Annotated in this window: 20 protein-coding genes; 5 read left to right on the top strand and 15 right to left on the bottom strand. The window is 67.1% G+C overall.

The window, feature by feature from the left end:
- Positions 1-7: 7 nt before the first annotated feature.
- Together AC3WRC_RS04220 and AC3WRC_RS04215 are read right to left on the bottom strand one after the other, a co-directional pair.
- Positions 8-925: an ABC transporter ATP-binding protein gene (locus tag AC3WRC_RS04220; protein ID WP_492303018.1), complete on the bottom strand. Its 918-nt coding sequence runs from the start codon at positions 923-925 to the stop codon at positions 8-10.
- Positions 915-1,811, bottom strand: a complete 897-nt coding sequence (locus AC3WRC_RS04215; RefSeq protein ID WP_492303017.1) for a polyprenyl synthetase family protein — start codon at positions 1,809-1,811, stop codon at positions 915-917. Before AC3WRC_RS04215 ends, AC3WRC_RS04220 begins: the two co-directional genes overlap by 11 nt.
- A gap of 109 nt (positions 1,812-1,920) precedes the next feature.
- On the opposite strand from AC3WRC_RS04215, the gene fni reads away from it, so the two are divergent.
- Positions 1,921-2,964, top strand: coding sequence for a type 2 isopentenyl-diphosphate Delta-isomerase (gene fni, locus AC3WRC_RS04210; protein WP_066554777.1), 1,044 nt, complete (start codon positions 1,921-1,923; stop codon positions 2,962-2,964).
- Here the strand turns inward: fni and AC3WRC_RS04205 are convergent.
- Positions 2,931-3,416, bottom strand: coding sequence for a sterol desaturase family protein (locus AC3WRC_RS04205; RefSeq protein WP_492303016.1), 486 nt, complete (start codon positions 3,414-3,416; stop codon positions 2,931-2,933). The genes fni and AC3WRC_RS04205 overlap by 34 nt on opposite strands.
- Here AC3WRC_RS04205 and AC3WRC_RS04200 point away from each other — a divergent pair.
- Positions 3,415-4,227: a sterol desaturase family protein gene (locus AC3WRC_RS04200; RefSeq protein WP_492303015.1), complete on the top strand. Its 813-nt coding sequence runs from the start codon at positions 3,415-3,417 to the stop codon at positions 4,225-4,227. The genes AC3WRC_RS04205 and AC3WRC_RS04200 overlap by 2 nt on opposite strands.
- Before the next feature lie 8 nt (positions 4,228-4,235).
- Here AC3WRC_RS04200 and AC3WRC_RS04195 read toward each other — a convergent pair whose 3' ends face one another.
- The 5 genes from AC3WRC_RS04195 to AC3WRC_RS04175 all read right to left on the bottom strand — a co-directional run bounded on the left by AC3WRC_RS04195 (position 4,236) and on the right by AC3WRC_RS04175 (position 11,027).
- Positions 4,236-6,428 (bottom strand): GumC family protein, encoded by a 2,193-nt coding sequence (locus AC3WRC_RS04195; protein WP_492303014.1) that lies wholly within the window; start codon positions 6,426-6,428, stop codon positions 4,236-4,238.
- A gap of 81 nt (positions 6,429-6,509) precedes the next feature.
- Positions 6,510-7,793, bottom strand: coding sequence for an outer membrane beta-barrel protein (locus tag AC3WRC_RS04190; RefSeq protein ID WP_492303013.1), 1,284 nt, complete (start codon positions 7,791-7,793; stop codon positions 6,510-6,512).
- A 20-nt stretch (positions 7,794-7,813) separates the two neighbouring features.
- On the bottom strand, positions 7,814-8,788 hold the full coding sequence (locus tag AC3WRC_RS04185; RefSeq protein WP_492303012.1) for an SDR family NAD(P)-dependent oxidoreductase: 975 nt from the start codon (positions 8,786-8,788) through the stop codon (positions 7,814-7,816).
- Entirely contained in the window at positions 8,788-10,110 is a 1,323-nt protein-coding gene (locus AC3WRC_RS04180) for a UDP-glucose dehydrogenase family protein (protein ID WP_492303011.1), read from the bottom strand. Before AC3WRC_RS04180 ends, AC3WRC_RS04185 begins: the two co-directional genes overlap by 1 nt.
- Before the next feature lie 125 nt (positions 10,111-10,235).
- Positions 10,236-11,027, bottom strand: coding sequence for a PhoH family protein (locus tag AC3WRC_RS04175; protein WP_088582943.1), 792 nt, complete (start codon positions 11,025-11,027; stop codon positions 10,236-10,238).
- A gap of 310 nt (positions 11,028-11,337) precedes the next feature.
- Here AC3WRC_RS04175 and AC3WRC_RS04170 point away from each other — a divergent pair, with 310 nt between their 5' ends.
- Complete coding sequence (locus AC3WRC_RS04170; RefSeq protein ID WP_492303010.1) at positions 11,338-11,865, top strand: gamma carbonic anhydrase family protein; 528 nt, start codon at positions 11,338-11,340, stop codon at positions 11,863-11,865.
- On the opposite strand, the gene AC3WRC_RS04165 is transcribed toward AC3WRC_RS04170, so the two are convergent.
- The 4 genes from AC3WRC_RS04165 to tipF are packed head-to-tail and all read right to left on the bottom strand — an operon-like array spanning position 11,860 to position 15,476.
- Entirely contained in the window at positions 11,860-12,792 is a 933-nt protein-coding gene (locus tag AC3WRC_RS04165) for a bifunctional riboflavin kinase/FAD synthetase (protein ID WP_313008399.1), read from the bottom strand. The two genes, AC3WRC_RS04170 and AC3WRC_RS04165, sit on opposite strands and share 6 nt — an antisense overlap.
- Complete coding sequence (locus AC3WRC_RS04160) at positions 12,792-13,253, bottom strand: MaoC family dehydratase (RefSeq protein WP_017506733.1); 462 nt, start codon at positions 13,251-13,253, stop codon at positions 12,792-12,794. The genes AC3WRC_RS04165 and AC3WRC_RS04160 overlap by 1 nt, the downstream gene beginning before the upstream one ends.
- A gap of 39 nt (positions 13,254-13,292) precedes the next feature.
- Positions 13,293-14,162, bottom strand: a complete 870-nt coding sequence (locus AC3WRC_RS04155; protein ID WP_492303009.1) for a TIGR01459 family HAD-type hydrolase — start codon at positions 14,160-14,162, stop codon at positions 13,293-13,295.
- A gap of 39 nt (positions 14,163-14,201) precedes the next feature.
- A complete protein-coding gene (gene tipF, locus AC3WRC_RS04150) occupies positions 14,202-15,476 on the bottom strand; it encodes a flagella assembly cyclic-di-GMP phosphodiesterase TipF (RefSeq protein ID WP_492303008.1) in 1,275 nt (424 codons plus the stop codon).
- Positions 15,477-15,585: 109 nt separating this feature from the next.
- Between tipF and AC3WRC_RS04145 the strand changes: the two genes are divergently transcribed.
- Both AC3WRC_RS04145 and AC3WRC_RS04140 read left to right on the top strand, forming a co-directional pair.
- Complete coding sequence (locus AC3WRC_RS04145) at positions 15,586-16,356, top strand: SDR family NAD(P)-dependent oxidoreductase (protein ID WP_055754159.1); 771 nt, start codon at positions 15,586-15,588, stop codon at positions 16,354-16,356.
- Positions 16,346-17,314 (top strand): lysophospholipid acyltransferase family protein, encoded by a 969-nt coding sequence (locus tag AC3WRC_RS04140; RefSeq protein WP_492303007.1) that lies wholly within the window; start codon positions 16,346-16,348, stop codon positions 17,312-17,314. The genes AC3WRC_RS04145 and AC3WRC_RS04140 overlap by 11 nt, the downstream gene beginning before the upstream one ends.
- Here the strand turns inward: AC3WRC_RS04140 and AC3WRC_RS04135 are convergent.
- From AC3WRC_RS04135 to AC3WRC_RS04125, 3 genes are all read right to left on the bottom strand, one after another.
- The gene (locus AC3WRC_RS04135; protein WP_165117709.1) at positions 17,272-17,778 is read right to left on the bottom strand and encodes a response regulator; all 507 of its coding nucleotides are present in this window, start codon (positions 17,776-17,778) and stop codon (positions 17,272-17,274) included. The genes AC3WRC_RS04140 and AC3WRC_RS04135 overlap by 43 nt on opposite strands.
- 66 nt (positions 17,779-17,844) lie before the next feature.
- Entirely contained in the window at positions 17,845-18,702 is an 858-nt protein-coding gene (locus tag AC3WRC_RS04130) for a M23 family metallopeptidase (RefSeq protein WP_492303006.1), read from the bottom strand.
- Positions 18,699-18,899, bottom strand: a complete 201-nt coding sequence (locus AC3WRC_RS04125; RefSeq protein WP_055754203.1) for a DUF2093 domain-containing protein — start codon at positions 18,897-18,899, stop codon at positions 18,699-18,701. Before AC3WRC_RS04125 ends, AC3WRC_RS04130 begins: the two co-directional genes overlap by 4 nt.
- Between the last annotated feature and the right edge of the window lie 40 nt (positions 18,900-18,939).

The following is an 18,939-nucleotide window of genomic DNA, read 5'->3' as shown; positions in this document are numbered from 1 at the left end:
ACCGCCATCATGATGGAGCCTGCGACAGCTGTGCAACCAGATCGTCCAGGCCGGGGCGACGCACGGCGACCTCGCCATCCTCGCCATCGACGACGGCGGCCAGCATCTGGGCGATGGCCAACGCGTCCTCGCAGAGCCGCCGCCACTCCAGCCCATCTTCGGACGCGGTCAGCCCCGCTTGGGCGAACCATTGGGCGGCGGGATCCGACGCGGGTCGGGTCAGGCGAATGCTGAGCAGCCGGGCTGAGCCGAACGCGCGATGAAGCAGGGCGTTCGGCGCGCCTTCCGCCAGAAGTCGCCCTTGGGCCAGGACACCGATCCGGTCGGCCGTATCGGCGACGAAGATGGCGTCGTGACTGATCAGCAGGCAGCCGGCGCCCGCCTTTGCGGTTTCGCGCAGGGCGACGGACAGGACGCTTCGGGTCGCCGCATCCACCCCTTCCGTCGGTTCGTCGGCGATCAGCAGGCGCGGTTGCCCGACCAAGGCGGCGCTGAGGTTGGCGCGCCGCTTCCAGCCGCCGGACAGGGTGCGCACCGGCTGGTCCGCGCGCGGGCCGCAGCCGGTCAGGTCGAGCGCGCGGTTCACCGCCGCGCCGCGATCACGCTTGGGCACGCCGCATAGCCGCGCCGTCACATCGACGTTCTCGCGTGGCGACAGGGCTGCGAACAGGGCGCTGTCCTGCGGCGCCAACCCGATGCGCCCGCGTGGTCCGCCGCCTTCGCCCAATACGACACGCCCGCGCCGAGCGGGCAGCAGACCCGAGGCCACACGCGCCACCGTGGACTTGCCCGCGCCGTTCGCCCCGAGCAGGGCATAGACCTCGCCCACAGCGATGCTCAGGCTGAAGTCGCTCAGCACGGATCGGCCGTCGTAGCCCGCATCAATCCCGCTCAGCGACAGGGCCGGCGCGACGTCAGACCCCAAGTTCGGCCTGCTGGAAAAGGTCGAGGACATAGAGAGCCAGGGGGCTGTCATGGCCGACCGCCTCGACCGCCTTGGCCAAGGATTGTCGCACCGCGGCGCGGGTCCGGCATTCGCCCCACAGATCGACGAAGGTGGTGGTGTCGTCGTCCTGACCCACGTCCTTGCCGGCGGCATCCATGGTCGAACAAACATCCAGCAGATCGTCACAAAGCTGGAAGGCGAAGCCGATCGCCTCGCCGAAAATCGACAGCCGCGCCAAATCCTGCGTATCGCCGCCGCCGAGCAGACCGCCGCCGCGCACGGTGGCGACGAACAGGGCGCCGGTTTTCAGATCGTTGATCTGGCGCAAGGCGGTTTCGTCGCGATTCCTCGCGTCGTCGCGCAGGTCGCGCATCTGACCCTCGGACAGACCATTGAAACCAATCGCCTGCGTCAAAAGGTCCAGGGCAGCCAGACGCGTTTCCGCCGGCGCAGGGGTCTGCAGCACCAGACGCGTCGCCTGGTTCAACAGGGCCACGGCCGCCAGAACCGCCGTGTCCTCGCCGTGGCGACGGTGCAGGGTCGGCTGGCCCCGACGCAGCGAGGCGTCGTCCATGCACGGCAGATCGTCCAGAACCAGCGACGCGGCATGGACCATTTCCAGCGCGCAGGCGTAGTCCAGGGCGTCTTCCGGCTCGCCTCCGACATGCGCCGCCGCCAGCATGGCCAGCACCGGCCGGACGCGTTTTCCCTGGCCCAGCAAGGCCTCGCGGGCCGCCGTAGACAGCAGGCCGTCGTGCGCCGGAGCCAGCTCAGCCAAGCGCGACTGAACCCGAAGGCGCAGATCGTCGGGGTCGCAGGATGCGTCCGCCAGGGGCGGTTGGCGCCGGATGCCGACGATCGCCATACAGATCTCCCATACTCGCCGGCGTCGCGTTGCGACCACGCGCCGAACCTTTATGATGCCATACGGCATCACGACCGCGTCGGATGCAACCCGCCAGGAGCCGTTTGCGATGTCCACCGACGCCGATGCCTTGATCCGGCGCAAGGACGAACACATCGACCACGTGCGGGCCGGACGAGGCGTCAGCCAGACGACATCGGGTCTGGATGCCGTCCGTTTCGCTCATGACGCCCTGCCAGATATCGATCACGACGCGATCGATCTGGCGACGCGCTTTCTGGGGCGGCGGGTCGCCTTGCCGTTCCTGATCAGTTCGATGACCGGCGGGCCATCGCGGGCCGAGGCGATCAATGCGCGGCTTGCGGAGGCCGCCCAGGCTCTGGGCGTCGTTCTGGCTGTCGGCTCGCAGCGTGTGGCGCTGGAGACGGACGGCGGTTTGGGTCTGGGGCTGGATCTGCGACGCCGGGCTCCGGATGCGATGATCCTGGCCAATCTGGGCGCCGTGCAGTTCGCCCTGGGCTATGGCGTGGACGAGGCGCGGCGGGCCATGGAGATGATCGGCGCCGACGCCCTGATCCTGCATCTGAACCCGTTGCAGGAAGGCGTTCAGCCCGAGGGCGATCGCGACTGGCGTGGCGTGGCGCGAGGCATCGAGCAGATTGCGGCGGCTTTCCCGGGCCGTCTGATCGTCAAGGAGACCGGCGCCGGCCTGTCCGGCGCGGTGGCGCGTCGTTTGGCGGACATGGGCGTCGCCGCGCTGGACGTGGCCGGGGCGGGGGGCACCAACTGGGGCCTGATCGAGGGTGCGCGAGCGACGGGAGGTCGGGCGGAAGCGCTGGCCGCGCCCTTCGCCGGCTGGGGCGTGCCGACGGCGCGCAGCCTGGTAGACTGCGCCCAGGCCGCGCCGGAACTGGATCTGATCGGGTCGGGCGGCATCCGCGACGGTCTGGATGCGGCGCGCGCGATCCGGCTGGGCGCCTGTCTGGTCGGCCAAGCGGCGGGCGTGCTCGAGGCGGCGCTAACTTCGACCGGGGCCGTGGTGGGTCATCTGGATCTGATGGCGGCCCAACTGCGGCTGGCCTGCTTCTGCACCGGGTCGGCGGACCTTGCCGCCCTGGCTCAGGCGCCGTTGCTGGAAGCGCCGCGCTTCTGAGACAGTTCGGCCTTCAGCGCGCGCGCCGACCGCACCCACAGGAAGCCGAACGACACGCAGCCTTCGCGCGTCCGCACTGCGTGATGCAGTCGGTGGGCTTGAATGCGTCGCGTCCAGAACCCCGAGCGTCCGACGATTCCCGTCGGAAACCGGCGATGCACCAGTCCGTCGTGAAAGAAGAAATAGATCAGTCCATAGGCTGTCACGCCCATGCCGATCGGCAGCGCCCAAGGCCACAGATGCAGACCCAAGGCGACGAGGATGATAGCCGGGGCGGCGAACACCACGGCGAACAGGTCGTTTTTTTCCAGCACGTCGTCGTGCGGCTCATGATGGCTGCGGTGCCAGGTCCACAGCAGGCCATGCATGACATAGCGATGCATCGCCCAGGCGAAGACCTCCATCCCCAGGAAGGTGGCGAGGAACAGCAGGATCATCGTCGGCCAGGACATGACCCATCATAGGCGCTTTACGGACCGCGCGTCACGACTTGACCCGGCGCGACGTTTCGCCGTCTGTGCGCCCATGTTGAAGGACCTGTTCGTCACCACCCTCGCGCTCAGCCTGATCATCGGCGTGCGCTATCTGCTGGTCGGTGTCGTGACCCATGGCTTGCTGTGGGGCGGAGCGGGACGGGGGCGTCAGCTGAACCACCGGCCGCCGGTGGCGAAACGTATCCGCGCCGAAATCATCGCGTCCTTGATCGCCTGCCCGATCTACGCCTTGCCGGCTGCCTTGGTCATCGAGCTTTGGAAGCGCGGTGGAGCGGCGATCTACGACGATCTCCATGCCTGGCCGCTGTGGTGGCTGCCCGTCAGCTTCATTGTCTACATGCTGGCCCACGACGCCTTCTACTATTGGGTTCACCGCGGACTGCACCATCCGCGCATCTTCCCCTGGGCCCATGCCGAACATCATCGGTCGCGCGATCCCAGCGCCTTCGCCTCCTTCGCCTTCGATCCGGCCGAAGCGATCGCCACGGCCTGGTTCCTGCCGGCCCTGACCCTCTTTATCCCCATTCATTGGGGCGTGGCGCTGGCGCTGCTGACCTTCATGACCGCCACCGCCGTGCTGAATCACGCAGGCCGAGAGGTCTGGCCCGCGTCCTGGCTGAAACGCGCCCCCCTGCGCTGGATGATCACCGCCACCCACCACGACGCGCACCACAAACGTTTCAACGGCAACTACGGCCTGTATTTCCAGATGTGGGACCGGTTAGCCTCGACCGAGGTGTCGAGCCGGCGCGGGGAACGGCCGCGCTGACGCCAGCGTCAGGCCACGTAGTATTTCCGATAGGCGCGGTAGTCGTAGTCGGCGTGGCTATAGCCTTGGCCCGACTGGGCCCGGACATCGACCTGGCTGAGGGTGACGCCTATGGGACGGGCCCCGGATTGATGCAGGATGCGCAGGGCGGCGGCGACGGCCCGCGCGGGGGTCTTTCGCCAGCGGGCGAGGAGGATGACGGTGTCGGCCTTGGCTGACAGGATACGGGCGTCGGCGAGGACCAGAACGGGCGCGGCGTCGATGACGATCAGGTCGAAAGCCTGACGCAGTTCGTCGAGCAGGGTGGTCATCGGCGGGGCGCCGAACAGGTCGTCGGCCGACAGGCCAGATCCCGAAAGGGGCAGAACCTGTGCGCCGGAGGCCGGGTCCAGCAACAGCGCGTTTCGCCAGGCCGCCGCGCCATGCAGGACCTCGGCCAGGCCGTGGTCGGGGTTCAGGCCCAGCATCCGCGTCACGCCGCGCCGGCGCGGGTCGCCGTCGATCAGTAGAACGCGTCCGCCGGAGCGCGCGGCGACGCGGGCCAGACAGACGGCTGTGGTGGTCTTGCCTTCGCCGGGCAGGGCGGAGGTGACGGCGACGATGCGCGCGGACGGTTCGCCCACGACGCTGACGATGGGGGTGATCGACGTGCGTAGCGCCCGAAAGGCCTCGGCGAAGACCGACAGCGGTCGCTGGACGACGAGGTCGATCGGGTGCAGCATCTGATCCTCCGCCGTCGCCACGGAGGAGGCGAGGGGAATGGCGCCAATGGCCCCGACGCCCAGCCTGCGCTCGACGTCATCGGGGCCGCTGAGGCCGGTCTGCATGGCGTTGGCGATAATGACGGCGCCGATTCCCGCCGCCGCGCCGAGCATCAGGCCGAGCGCCAGGCTGATCATCAGGTTCGGCGCGCTTTGTGCGGTCGGAGGCGTGGCGCGCGAGACGATGCGGGCGTCCGCCTGCTCGACGCCGGTCTGGGCGCTGGTCTCGCGATAACGATCCAGGAAGGCGCGGTAGATGGCGCGGGCGGCCTCGGCCTCACCTTCCAGTTCGCGCAGACGCACCGAGGCGGCGTTGTTGTCGGCCAAGGCGCCGCGCGCAGCGTCCAGGCTGGACTGGACCGAGGCGGCGCGTTGGCGGGCGACCTGGGCCTGGGCGTCCAGGTTCGAGACGACACGGCGGATCTCGGCCTGGATCTGCGCGTCGATGTCGGCCAGCTCCTGACGGGCGCGGATCATGTCGGGGTGCAAAGGGCCGTAGCGGACAGAAAGGTCCGCGACGCGCGTGCTGATCGCCGCGCGCTGGGCGCGCAGGTTCTGAACCACGGGAGAGGAGAGGGCCTCGCCCACATCGTCGCCGTTGGAGCCGGCCGCCATCTGAGAGCGGGCGGTGCGCAGGCGGGCGTCCTGTTCGGCCTGTTGCGCGCGGGCCAGGGCGAGTTGCTGGTTGTAGGCCGAGATTTCCTGCTCCGTCAGGGTGGCGCCCTGGGCGCTGAGCAGGCCATTGTCGATCCGGTAGGCTGAGACGGCCGCGTCGGCGGCCTCGACCTGGCGGCGCAGATCTTCCAGCCGGGCGCCCAGGAAGGTGTTGGCCTGGGCGTTGGCGTCAAACTTGGCGGTGAGTTGAGACTGGAGATAGGCGTCGGCGAAGGTGTTGGCGATGCGGGCAGCCTTAATCGGACTTTCGGAGGTGAAGCTGACCGCCATCGAATAGGTCAGGCCGACGCGGCGCACGGTCAGGCGTCGCCGGACGGCGTCGATCACCTGTTGGCGCTCGATCTGGCTATCGGTCGGCGCAGGCGTGGCGCGCGGCAGGTGTTGGGTGAGGGGCGAGGATCGCAGGCGGGCGTTGAACTCGGAATCGCGGATCAGGCCCAGCGTCTGTACGACCTGGGCGGCGAGCTGGGGTGACTTCAGAACCTCGACCTCGGTGTCGACGATGGCCACCTCGGCGTCGAGCGCCGACAGCACGGCCTGTCCCGCCACGACCTGTTCCTTGCGGGTGTTGATCTGGAGGCTGGCGGTCGCAGTATAGACGGGCGGCTGGCCCAGCATCAGCGCCAGCACGATCAGGCAGACGGCTGCTGCGACAGCGATAAACAGGCCGAGACGACGCCGGAAGGCGGCGATCAAGGCATGGAGGTCGATGGCGTCGTCCGCAGGCTGGCCGGGACCGCCGATCGCGGGGTCGTGGTGGGTCATCGCGCCATCGAACGGTGATCGTCCCGTCCAGTGGTGCGATGATGCCTTCAGGTTGTCAATCTTCGCGCTGTGGCCGTGTGTTCAGAACTGCGAGACGACAGCGACGGAAAGGCGCGTCGAGCGATAGCTCGGTCCTGCCGCCGCGCCGGACGAGGATTGATCGAGAAAGGTCACGCCGGCGGTCAGACCGTAGCGACGGTTGAGGCGATAGACGGCGCTGAAGCCGGCGGTAAAGCGCGTGTCCGTGCGGTCGAGGCCGTTGTAGCCGTCCTCGCTCCACGCCGTTTCCGCCGTCAGGATCAGGTTGCGCAGCAGTTCGTGGTCCACGCTGATCGACAGGTCGGTGCGCAGGGCGCCGGCCGAGTCGATCACGCCGGTGTCCGCGACGCTGCGCGCCGCGGTGGCGGTCAGAGTCGTCAGTTGGGTGGGGAACCACGACAGGCGCGCACGACCGCCGAAGCCGTCGAGATCGCCATAGGCTGCGTCTTGGAAGTCCTGGCGGATGTATCCGGCGGCGACCTCGCCCCGGATCAGCGCGCCCAGCTCGAAGTCCACGCCAGCCAAGGCTTCGTGACCGGAAGAGGATCGTTCCGGCGACCCTGCCACCTTGCGATAGTTGCGGTCATCGCGGGCGACCTGAAAGAACAGGGCCGTCGCGGGAGAGAGGGCGTAGTCCGCGCGGCCGGTCAGGCGGGCGACGGTGCGATCCCGGTCGTCCTGTTCGATGACGGCGCCGGCAGCGCTCAGTCCATTGCGGTAGTCGTAGCGAAGGACGGCGGCCTTGGCTGACAGGCGCAATCGACCTTGCGAGCGTGTCGCCGCCAGCGAGGTGGAAGCCAGATCGAAGGCGATCGGGCGGCGAGCGTCGGGGCCGGCGCCGGCGGCCGTGCGGGCTTCGTGATCGCGGGCGTAGTCGGCGGCCAAGGTGATGTCGACGCCTCGCGCCACGTCGAGACGACCGGCGCCGCCCAGGCTCCAGTCGGTCGTGTTCTCGCTGTCGAAGTCGAGGTTGCGGTCGATCTCGGCGCGGGCGCGGGTTTCAAACGCGTGGCGCGACCAGTTGGATCGGACGACGACTTCAGGCGTCAGGCGCAGGGTCGTTGCAGGCTGACGGTCGCCCTCGGCCGCAAAGATATTGTTGTCATGGACGACGCCCGACTGAAGCCGGGGAAAGGCCGTGAAGCCGCCGGCCCGGATGCCGAGAGGGTCATAGGCGGGTTGCGGCCGATCACGCACGGCGACCGCGCGGTTGCGAACGAAGAGGTCGATTTGCGCGTCTTGAGCCGAGCGCAAAGCCTGGGCCGAGGCGTCGGTTGCGCCGAACAGCAGCAGGGCGATGCCAGCCGGCAGGATTTCGCGTCGCATCGGCCCCCAGCCTTCCTGCGTCAGCCGTTCTCGTATTGACGCCACCAAGCGACGAACTTTTCCAGTCCGATCTTCAGCGGGGCCTTGGGCTGATAACCGCACAGGGCGTTCAGCTTTGAAATGTCCGCATAGGTGGCGGTGACGTCGCCTGGCTGCATCGGCCGCATGATCTTGTTCGCCTGGGCGCCTAGCGCGGTTTCCAGCGTGGAGATCATCTCCATCAGGCCGACGGGCTGGCTGTCGCCGATATTGTAGATCTCATGCACGCCCCGCGCGGGGGGACGGTCCAGAACGGCGACCACGCCGTCGACGATGTCGTCGATATAGGTGAAGTCGCGCGCCATCTTGCCTTCGCCATAGACCTCGATCGGCTCGCCGCGCACGATCTTCTGGGTGAAGCTGAAATAGGCCATGTCGGGCCGGCCCCAGGGGCCATAGACGGTGAAGAACCGCAGGCCCGATTGCGGAAAGCCGTAGAGCTTGGCGTAGCTCTGGCTCATCAGTTCGCACGAGCGTTTGGTCGCGGCGTAGAGCGAGACGGGATTGACCGTCGGATCGTCTTCACGAAAGCCCGAACCCTCCAGCGGCCGATCGCCATAGACCGAACTGGACGAGGCATAGACCAAATGGGTCACGTCATTGTGCCGCGCGGCCTCCAGCATCGACAGATGGCCGGCCAGATTGGACCGCTCATAGGCGAAGGGGTTTTCGAGCGAGTAGCGGACGCCGGCCTGAGCCGCGAGGTGGACGATCCGCTTGACCCCGGCGTCTGAAACGAGGGCACGCATCTGCGCGTGGTCGGCGATATCGGCGCGGACCATCCTGAAACCGTCGCGACCCTCAAGCCGAGCGGCGCGGGCCGCCTTCAGGCGCGGATCGTAGTAGTCGTTGAAGACATCGACGCCGATCACCTGTTCGCCGCGGTCCAGCAGGCGTTCGGCGACGTGCATGCCGATGAAGCCGGCCGCACCTGTGACGAGGATCGGCGACCCCATCAGCCGCGCCCGATGCCCATGTAGCGGAAGCCGCGGCTCTTCATGTCCTCGGGCCGATAGATGTTGCGCAGATCGATCAGGACCGGCTGCTTCATCAGCAGCTTGATGCGGTCCAGATCCAGGGCGCGGAACTGGTCCCATTCGGTGACGAGGACCACAGCGTCAGCGCCGACGACGGCGTCATAGGCGCTGTCCTTCATCTGGATGTCCGGCAAAAGCTTAGCGGCCTCATGCATGCCTTCGGGATCGAAGGCCTGGACGGTCGCGCCTGCGGCGATCAGGGCAGGCGCGATGTCCAGTGATGGGGCGTCACGCATGTCGTCGGTGTTCGGCTTAAACGTCAGACCCAGAAGGGCGACCGTCTTGCCCTGGACACTTGTCCCCAGGGTCGCGGCGACGCGGTCGGCCATGGCCTTCTTGCGGGCGTCGTTGACCTCGACCGTCGCCTCAATCAGCTTTGTCGGCGCGCCATACTGCTGGGCGGTGCGGACCAGGGCGATAGTGTCCTTGGGGAAGCACGAGCCGCCATAGCCGGGGCCGGCGTGCAGGAACTTCGAGCCGATACGCTTGTCCAGGCCGATGCCGCGCGCGACCTGCTGGACGTCGGCCCCGACGGCTTCGCACAGGTCGGCCATCTCGTTGATGAAGGTGATCTTCATCGCCAGGAAGGCGTTGGCGGCGTATTTGATCAGCTCGGACGTGCGACGGCCCACAAACAGCAGCGGGCTCTCATTCAGGTTCAGCGGACGATAAAGTTCGCTCATCACCTTTTGCGCGCGACCGCCGGTGTCGCCGGTCATGTCGTCGATGCCGATGACGACGCGGTCGGGACGTTTGAAGTCGCCGATCGCGGCGCCTTCACGCAGAAATTCGGGGTTGGAGACGACGGCGAAGTCGGCCTTCGGATTGGTCTTGCGGATAATCGCCTCGACCTCGTCGCCCGTGCCGACCGGGACGGTCGATTTGGTGACGACGACCGTGAAGCCTTCGATCAGGCCGGCGATCTCCTCGGCGGCAGCGTGGACGTAGGACAGGTCGGCATGGCCGTCGCCGCGACGCGTCGGCGTGCCCACGGCGATGAAGACGGCGTCCGCCCGGCGAATGGCCTCGGCGCCGTCCAGGGTGAAGAACAGTCGGCCTTCGCGCACATTGGCGGCGACCAGATCATCCAGCCCCGGCTCGTAGATCGGGATTTCGCCCCGCTCCAGCCGTTCGATCTTGGACGGGTCCTTGTCGATGCAGGTGACGACATGGCCGAAGTCGGCGAAACAGGCGCCGGACACCAGGCCCACATAGCCCGTCCCAATCATCGCTACGCGCATCGAAATCCCTCATCAGCCGCGAGCCGACCTTTAGCGGTGCGGTGCGCCCGGGGACAATGGCTTTTGGTTTCGCGGTGCAACGGGTCTGCAGCCGACGCCATCCAGCGTCGGCTGCAGGATCAGAGCTAGAGGACGCCGATCATCGAGGCGACCAGCGGGTGACGGACGATGTCGCGCTCGGCCAGACGCACCACGGCGATGTCGGGTACGGCCTCAAGTCGAGCCGAGATGTCCGACAGGCCGGAGATGCCGGGCAGCAGGTCCGACTGCTGCGGGTCGCCGGTCACCACCATGGTCGAATGCCAGCCCAGTCGGGTCAGCAGCATCTTGAGCTGGACGTAGGTGCAGTTCTGCGCCTCGTCGACGACGATGAAGGCGTTGTTCAGCGTGCGGCCGCGCATATAGCCGACCGGGGCGATCTCGATCAGGCCTTCGGCCATCAGCGCCTTGACCCGCTTCATCGACAGACGATCGGACAGGGCGTCATAGAGCGGGCGCAGATAGGGGGCCAGCTTGTCTTCCATGTCGCCGGGCAGGAAGCCGATGGATTCGCCGGCCTCGACAGCAGGGCGGCTCAGGACGATGCGGCCGACCTTGCCCGCCTCCAGCGCCTCGACCGCCTTGGCGACAGCGAGGTAAGTCTTGCCGGTGCCTGCGGGACCCAGCGCCATGACCAGGTTGTGGTGGTCGATGGCTTCCATCAACTCGCCCTGGCCCTCAGACTTGGGCTTCAGCGTCTTCAGATAACCTTGGTCGCGGTCGTCGTTCGAAGGATAGGGCGACCACCCTGATCGCTCGTGATGTGGGGCGTGAAGCCGACGAACTTTCGACTCCTCCATGAAATCACGCGAATCCAGGATTCCGTGTTCACGCGTTTGACGCTTGGTTGCAGCACGCTTGGTCATGGACGCCTCCAGGGCATGAAAAAAGGCGGACCCGAACGGGCGCCGCCTTGGATGGTCTTGGGGAGGAAGAGGTCGCGGCCTGCAGAGCAGCGGCCCGGATCGACAGCAGGGCCGTCTGCAACGGGGTGCGCCCGCCGCCGAACAACCGAACCAGGATCCCAACGCGCCACGCGAAAGCCCCGACTTGATGACCGGATCGGGCTTGATCCGGTTTCGGATCCGGGGCCGAAATGGCGACCCACGAATCGCATCAACAGAATGATGCTATCGTGGTTAGCGATCCGTTAAAGCCCTCATTTTTCAAAGATTAGGCGGTGTACAGATGACCATTTACGCCTTGGGCGACAGCAAACCACAGCTTCCGCCGCAGGGCGAATACTGGGTGGCACCAAGCGCATCGGTGATAGGGAATGTGATTCTCAATGCCAACGCCAGTGTCTGGTTCGGCGCCGTGCTGCGCGGGGACAACGATCCGATCACAGTGGGGCCTGACAGCAACATTCAGGACGGCAGCGTGCTGCACACCGACATGGGTTCGCCGCTGACGCTGGGACGCGGCGTGACGGTGGGACACAAGGCCATGCTGCATGGCTGCGAGGTCGGGGATTACAGCCTGATCGGCATCGGGGCCGTGGTGCTGAATGGGGTCAAGATCGGCCGGAACTGCATCATCGGCGCGAATGCGCTGATCACCGAGGGCAAGATCATCCCGGACAACAGTCTGGTGGTGGGCCAGCCCGGCAAGGTGGTGCGGGAGCGTGACCCGGCGCACATCGCCGTGCTGCAGATGTCGGCCGAACACTATGTGCAGAACTGGAAGCGGTTCGCAGCGGAGCTTCGGCCTCTATGACCGGCTGAGGACAAACCGCGCCGCCGCCGCATCGGCGTCGATCTGGGTCTTCAGGGAGTCGAGACCGTCAAAGGTCTCCTCGCCACGCAGCCAGGCGACCAGTTCCGTGTCCAGCGTCTGGCCGTAGAGGTCGCCGTCGAAGTCGAACAGCCAGACCTCCATCAGCGGGGTCTCCAGCGCATACATGGGACGCACGCCCAGGCTGGCGACGCCGTCGATCACCCGCCCGTCCGGCAATCGGCTGCGGGTCGCATAGACGCCGTAGGCGGGGCGCATGTAGTCGCCGAGCGCGATATTGGCCGTCGGCACGCCGATGGTGCGGCCGCGCTTGTCGCCGTGGATCACCTCGCCGCGAATGGCGAAGGGGCGGCTCAGGATCGCGGCGGCGCGGGCCATGTCGCCGGCCTTCAGGGCCTCTCGAACGGCGCTGGACGACAGTTTCAGCCCGTCCGCGTCATCCAGCCGTTCGGCGACCGAGACGGTGAAGCCCAGCCGCTCGCCGTAGGCGTGCAAGGCTTCGGGCGAGCCGGATCGGCCCTTGCCGAAGGTGAAATCGAACCCGACGGCGGCGTGGCGGACGCCCAGACCCTCGGCCAGAACCCGCTCGGCGAAGGCGGCGTCGGTCATGCCGGCCATCTCGGCGTCGAAGGGCAGGAGATACAGGATGTCCACACCCAGCGGCGCCAGGGCCTCGGCCATCTGGTCGGCCGTCATCAGTCGGAAGGGCGCGGCGTCCTTCTGGAACCAGCGGCGGGGATGAGGATCGAAGCTGACGACGCCCAGCGGCGCGCCCAGCCGTTCCGCCGCGTTACGGGCGCCGGCGATGACGGCCTGATGCCCGCGATGCACGCCGTCGAAGGCGCCGACGGCGACCGCAGCGCCTTTCAGCGCGTCCGGCAGGTCGCGCCAGTCGCGGACAATCTGCATCAACGCTGGGAGGGTTTGCGCCGGCGGGGGACGCGGACGACGGCGACGCCGTCCATGATCATGGTCTCGCCGACGAAGCCTTCGCAGCTGAGCTTGACCCGCGCGCTCTCGGGCTCGACCTCGATCACGGTGATCAGGATGCGCACGACGTCGTCGATCCGCACCGGCTGATGGAAGGCCAGGGTCTGGGAGATATAGATCGAGCCGGCGCCCGGCAGGATGGTGCCGACCACGGCCGATCCGAACGAGGCGCTGAGCAGGCCGTGGGCGATGCGGCCGCGATAGGCGGTCTTGGAGGCGAAGGCCTCGTCCAGATGCACCGGGTTGAAGTCGTCGGACGCCTCGGCGAACAGCCGAATGCGGTCCTCCGTCGCGACGACGATTTTCTCGGCCGCCATGCCGACGTGAAGTTCGTCCAGGATGTAACCACCGGACGGATGCTGCTGAACCAATTCGACCATGGATGAGGCTTTAGCGGCGGTGCGACAAAATGGCGAGCCTTACCAGTTCAGTTCGAGCGCGGCGTATCGCGCATAGGTCGTTTCCGCCTTCAGCAGAGCGGCGGCGCGGGCAGGGTCAAGCGCGCCGTCCTCGCCCTTGGCCTGGTCGCCGTGGATGCCCTGGGCGATGAACAGGCAATCCAGCCCTTGCGCGTTTGCGCCCATGACGTCGGTGACGACGCCGTCGCCGATGCACAGGATGCGCGAGCGATCGACGGAGCGGCCCAGCAGGCCTTCCGCCTCCTTGATCGCCAGGTCGTAGATCGGGGCGAAGGGCTTGCCCGCCATCACGACCCGGCCGCCCTGCGATTCATAGAGGTCGGCCAGCGCTCCGCCGCAGTAGATCAGCTGGTCGCCGCGTTGGACGACGCGGTCGGGATTGGCGCAGATCAGTTCGATGTTGCGTGCGGCGCCGACGGCGAACCGTTCCCGGTAGTCTTCGGGCGTCTCGACCGTGTCGTCCACCGGGCCGGTGACGGAGATGAAGGCGGCGTCCTCAGGCGACGCGGCGCGCTCGAGGCCAAGGCCCGCATACAGCGGCGCGTCACGTTCAGGGCCGACGATCCAGGCCGGGCCGGGCGCGCGCCTGGCCAGTTCGGCGCGGGTCGCGTCGCCGGAGGTGACGAAGGCCTTCCATGCCTCGCGCGGCACGCCCAGCCCGTCCAACTGAGCGATCACGTCCGAGGCCGGGCGGGGCGAGTTGGAGATCAGCACGACATGGCCGCCCTCGCGGTTGAACCGCGTCAGCGCCTCACACGGGCCAGGCCAGCTTTCGCGGCCATTATGGATCACGCCCCAGACGTCGCAGAGCAGGATGTCATAATCGCCGGCGACGGCGCCGAGGTGGGGCAGGGCGTGGGGGAGGGTCATGGCGCCGTGATTAGCGGCTTGGGCGCCGAGACGGAAGGTCTAGCTGAACCGGCGACGCTGCTCGGCGCTGCGAAGGGTGGAACGCAGGAACTCGGCCGGGGGGTCGGTCTCGGCCAACACTTGTTCCTTGATGGCGCGGGGTTCGCCGAACAGATGGCCCTGGCCCATGCCGACGTCCAGTTCCAGGATGTCGACGACCTGGCGTTCGTTCTCGACCTTTTCGGCGATGACCTCGACGCCATAGCGGCGGGTCAGGGCGGCGAAGTCCGCGGCCTGGATGTCGGGCATGGAGCGCAAGGGCGCGCCGCCGTCCAGGTCCAGCAGTTGTTCGATCATCAGGTCGGCCGCAACCTTGATGAACTTGACGTCCGAGCGTTGCAGATCGGCGAAGTCGAGGTCCAGCGTCTGCACCTTGTCCAGCGAGAAGCGGAAGCCCAGGTCGGCCAGCTTGGCCATGTTGCGCGCCTCGATGGCGCCGCGTGCGTCGAACGTCGCCTGGCCCAGTTCGAAGATCAGCGCCTGGTTTAGGTCGCGGTTCTCGCTGAGGAAGTCGAGGAACTGCGGGAAGAAGGTCTCGTCGCCCAGCGAGGTCAGGGCCACGTTGCAGAAGACGCCGACCTTGCGGTCCTGACGCGCCAGCCGCCGCACGATCTGGGCGCAGCGGAACAGCAACAGATTGTCGATCGCCGGCACCAGGCCCTCGCCCTCGGCCAGGGACAGGTATTCCGCCGGCATCATGACGCGGTCGGTGGAGTCACGCAGCCGGGTGAAGCTCTCGTAGAAGATCGTCCGGCGTTGGGGCAGGGAGACGACCGGCTGAAGGTACAGATCGACGCGGCCTTCACTGAGCGCCTCGTGGATGGTGCGCAGCAGAACGTTGGACTGGGCCATGCGACGGCCCTCGAAGGTCTCCACGCCGATATGGGGCGCGGCGGCCAGACGTTCGTCGATGCTTTCGCTCATCTGCTGGACCAGGGATTCAAGCATCCGGACCTCGCCGGTCAGCGCATCGGTGTCGGACAGGACGCCGGTCTCGATGGCGTGCGCCAGTTCGGTCAGGGCGCCCTGGGTCGATTCCATCGCATCGGCGAGCAGGCGGTGGGCCTCGCGGACCTGGCCGATTTCCTTTTTCAGGACGCGGCGCTCGGCGATGCCGGTGACGATGCCGTGGAAGGCGCCCAACAGCCCCAGTGCGCCGAGCGTTCCGGCCACGCCTGCGCCGATCCCAAGGCCCGCGCGCCACAGGAAGGCGCCCACGGTCATGCCGAGGAACAGATAGGCGAAATACAGAAAGCCCGTTGTTACGTTGCGCATCGGCTGGCGGTCGGCCACTCCCGGATGGAATCGCCTGAGTATCAGGCTATCAATGTCATTCGGCTAGAGCGGGGCTGCAAATATCCCCGCCAAACCTACGGGAAACGCAATGGAACTGTTCGATCTGACCGGCAAGGTCGCAATCATCACCGGCTCATCGCGGGGAATCGGCAAGGCCATCGCCGAACGGCTGGCCGAACACGGGGCCAAGGTCGTCATCTCGTCGCGCAAGGCCGGGCCGTGCGACGAGGTCGCCGCCGAGATCAACGGCAAGTATGGCGAGGGACGCGCAATTGCCGTTCCCGCCAACATCGCCTCGAAGGAGGATTTGCAGCGGCTGGTTGATGAGACCAACGCCGTCTTCGGCCAGATCGACATCCTGGTGTGCAATGCCGCGACCAATCCCTACGCCGGGCCGATGGCGGGCATCGCCGACGACCAGTTCGAGAAGATCCTGCAGAATAACGTCATCTCGAACCATTGGCTGATCCAGATGGTCGCGCCGCAGATGCTGGAGCGCAAGGACGGGGCGATCCTGGTGATCTCGTCCATCGGCGGGCTTCGCGGCAACGCCCTGATCGGCGCCTACAATATCTCCAAGGCGGCGGACATGCAGCTGGTGCGCAATCTGGCGGTGGAGTGGGGACCGTCGAACGTGCGGGTCAACTGCATTGCGCCTGGGCTGGTTCAGACCGATTTCGCCAAATATCTGTGGGAGAACCCGGAGCTGTTGAAGCAGGTCACCGAGCCGGCGCCGCTGAAAAGGATCGGCCAGCCCGATGAAATCGCGGGCACGGCGGTCTATCTGTGCAGCCCTGCGTCGGCCTATGTGACCGGCCAGACCCTTGTGGTGGACGGTGGATTGACGATTGCCTGGTGAAGATACGCGCTCAAGCCGCACGGCGGGCGGTAGCGCAAAAGCGTGGAAGCAGGATTTCGCATGGCGCCTGGAGGCCTTCTGCTTTCAGGCGCTGTTCGGCTTTTTGCGCCTGCTGGGCGTCGAGCGGGCGTCGGGGTTGGGCGGCTGGCTGCTGCGCACGCTGGGGCCGCTGACCGGCACGCAGAAGACGGTAATGCGCAACCTGCGGATCGCCTTTCCTGACATGCCTGCAGACGAGCGCGAGGCGCTGGCCTTGGCGCAATGGGATCAGACGGGCCGGACCTTCGCCGAACTGGCGGTCATGGATCATCTGACGCCCGAAGGCGGGCGGGTCGAGGTGGTCGGGATGGAGCGGCTGCACGCCCTGCGCGACAGCGGCAAGCCGGCCGTTTTGATCTCGGGCCATCTGGCCAACTTTGAGGTGATGGCGGCGGTGATCATGGCGTCGGGCGTGCCGTGTCAGGTGACCTATCGCGCCGCCAATAATCCGTACGTCGACGCCCTGATCCGCCAGAGCCGGGAGCGATACGGCATCCGCCTGTTCGCGCCCAAGGGCGATGGGACGCGCGAGCTGATGGCGGGGATGAAGCGCGGCGATTCCATCGCCCTGCTGGTCGATCAGAAATACAATCAGGGGCCGGAGGTGGAGTTCTTCGGTCAGCCGGTGAACGCCTCGCCTGGGGCGGCCAGGCTGGCGTTGAAGTTCGACACGGTCATGCTGCCGCTGTCGGTGGTTCGCCTGCCAGGCGTGCGGTTCCGGGTGACGGCGCACGAGCCGATCGTGGTCAATCAAAGCGAGGACAAGGCGGCCGATACGCTGGCCGGCATCCAGGCCGCCAATCGTTTCGTCGAGGACCGGGTCAGAGAGCATCCCGTGGACTGGTTCTGGGTCCACAAGCGCTGGCCCGACAAGGTCTATGCGGCGTTGGACCGCGAGGCGTCCGATCCTCGACGGTAAGGCCCGGCGTAGTCGGGCGTATCGCGGCGCCGACGGCACGGGCCGATATAGCCATCGGTCTTGATGAAAGGGCGCGGCCGCATGATGACGGCGTTCAGCCGATCCAGAATGGCCTTGGCGGTGATCGGCTTGACGATGAACTCGGTCACTCCGGCGTCGCGCGCCTCGTAGACGCGGCTGCGTTCGGAATGGCCGGTCATCATGATGATCGGCAGAAACGGATTGGGACTGTCGGGGCTGGTGCGGACCAGCCGTGTGAACTCGACCCCGTCCAGCGGGAACATGTTGAAATCGACGATGGCCAGATCGATCGCGTGGCGACGCAGCAGATCGAAAGCCGTGGCTCCCTCGGACGCCTCATAGACGTTGCGGATGTCGGCCGAATGCAGCACGGCCGACGCGATGGCGCGCATATTCTGATTGTCGTCCACGAGCAGGACGTTCAGCGATTTCAGAGAAAACATCGGGCCCCGCCAGATCTTTGATCGAGGCTAAGGGGATATGCGTAGTCTCGCAAGAGGAGCCTTTGATCAGGCTAGACTTTCTGGAACACGCGCCCCGATCATGAGGGAAGGATCCAGGTTGCGATCGCGCCATTTCATGCGCCAGCACAGGTGGGGGCCGGTGGCGCGGCCGGTCATGCCGACGCGGCCCAGCGCATCGCCGCGCCGGACGCGCTGACCCAGCGCCACGTCCAGCCGCGACTGATGCAGATAGCAGCTGATCAGGCCCTGACCGTGGTCGATCAGGGTCAGGCCGCCCTCGAAATGCATTTCGGGGCGGACGAAGGCGATGCGGCCGTCGGCGGGGGCGCGGATGACGCTGCCCTGCGGAGCAGCCAGGTCGATGCCATAGTGCGGCCGGGCGGGCGTGCCGTTTAGGACGCGCTGGGCGCCCCATGCGCTGGAGACCCGGTAGCTCTCCAGCGGCCAGACGAACCCATCCTTGAAGTCGTCGGCGTCGATGCGGCTGGCGAAGCCCTCCGTCTTCAGCGCGATCTCCTGCTGGATGCGGGCCAGCAGAGCGGGATCGCTGGGCTCGACGGTCGAGGGCGGCAGGCCGTTCACGCTGGTCGAGGGGAAGGCGTAGGGGGCGATGTCGAGCGTGCGACGAGCGGACCGGTAGCCGGACCGGGCTTCGATCTGGGTGGTCGGACCGGCGTCGCGGTCGAAGCCGATCACGAAGAGGCCGGCGGTCGAGGCGGTGGTCAGGGCCTCGCCGTCGACGAAGATCAGAGCGCGCGGCGCGGTGCGGCCGAAGGCGTAGCCGCCCTGACGCCAAGCGCCGTTCAAGGCCAGCGGCAGGGCGTTGCGGTCTTCAGCCATTAGCGGCGCGGCGATCAAGCTGGCGCCCGCGCCGGTCAGCAGGGCGCGGCGCGACGGGATCATCGATCGCCTTGCTGGGCCGCGATGAACTCGGCCGGGCCGAAATAGGGCTGCTGACGGCTGGGGCTCCAATAGCGGAGGACTTCCAGCGGGATCGGTTTGTCCGTCACGGCGCAGCGCACGAAGCGGCCGGGCTTCAAGACGGCGAACTCGCCGTCGCCATAATGAAGAACGGCCTGATCTGCGGCGATTTTGTCCATGAACGAACGATAGCGGGCGGCGGGCGGCGCGGAAAGGGGC

Source organism: Brevundimonas sp. EU05-FHT14B07, from assembly GCF_058790795.1.
Note: the sequence above shows the minus strand (reverse complement) of the source record. Positions and strands in the feature narration are given on the sequence as shown.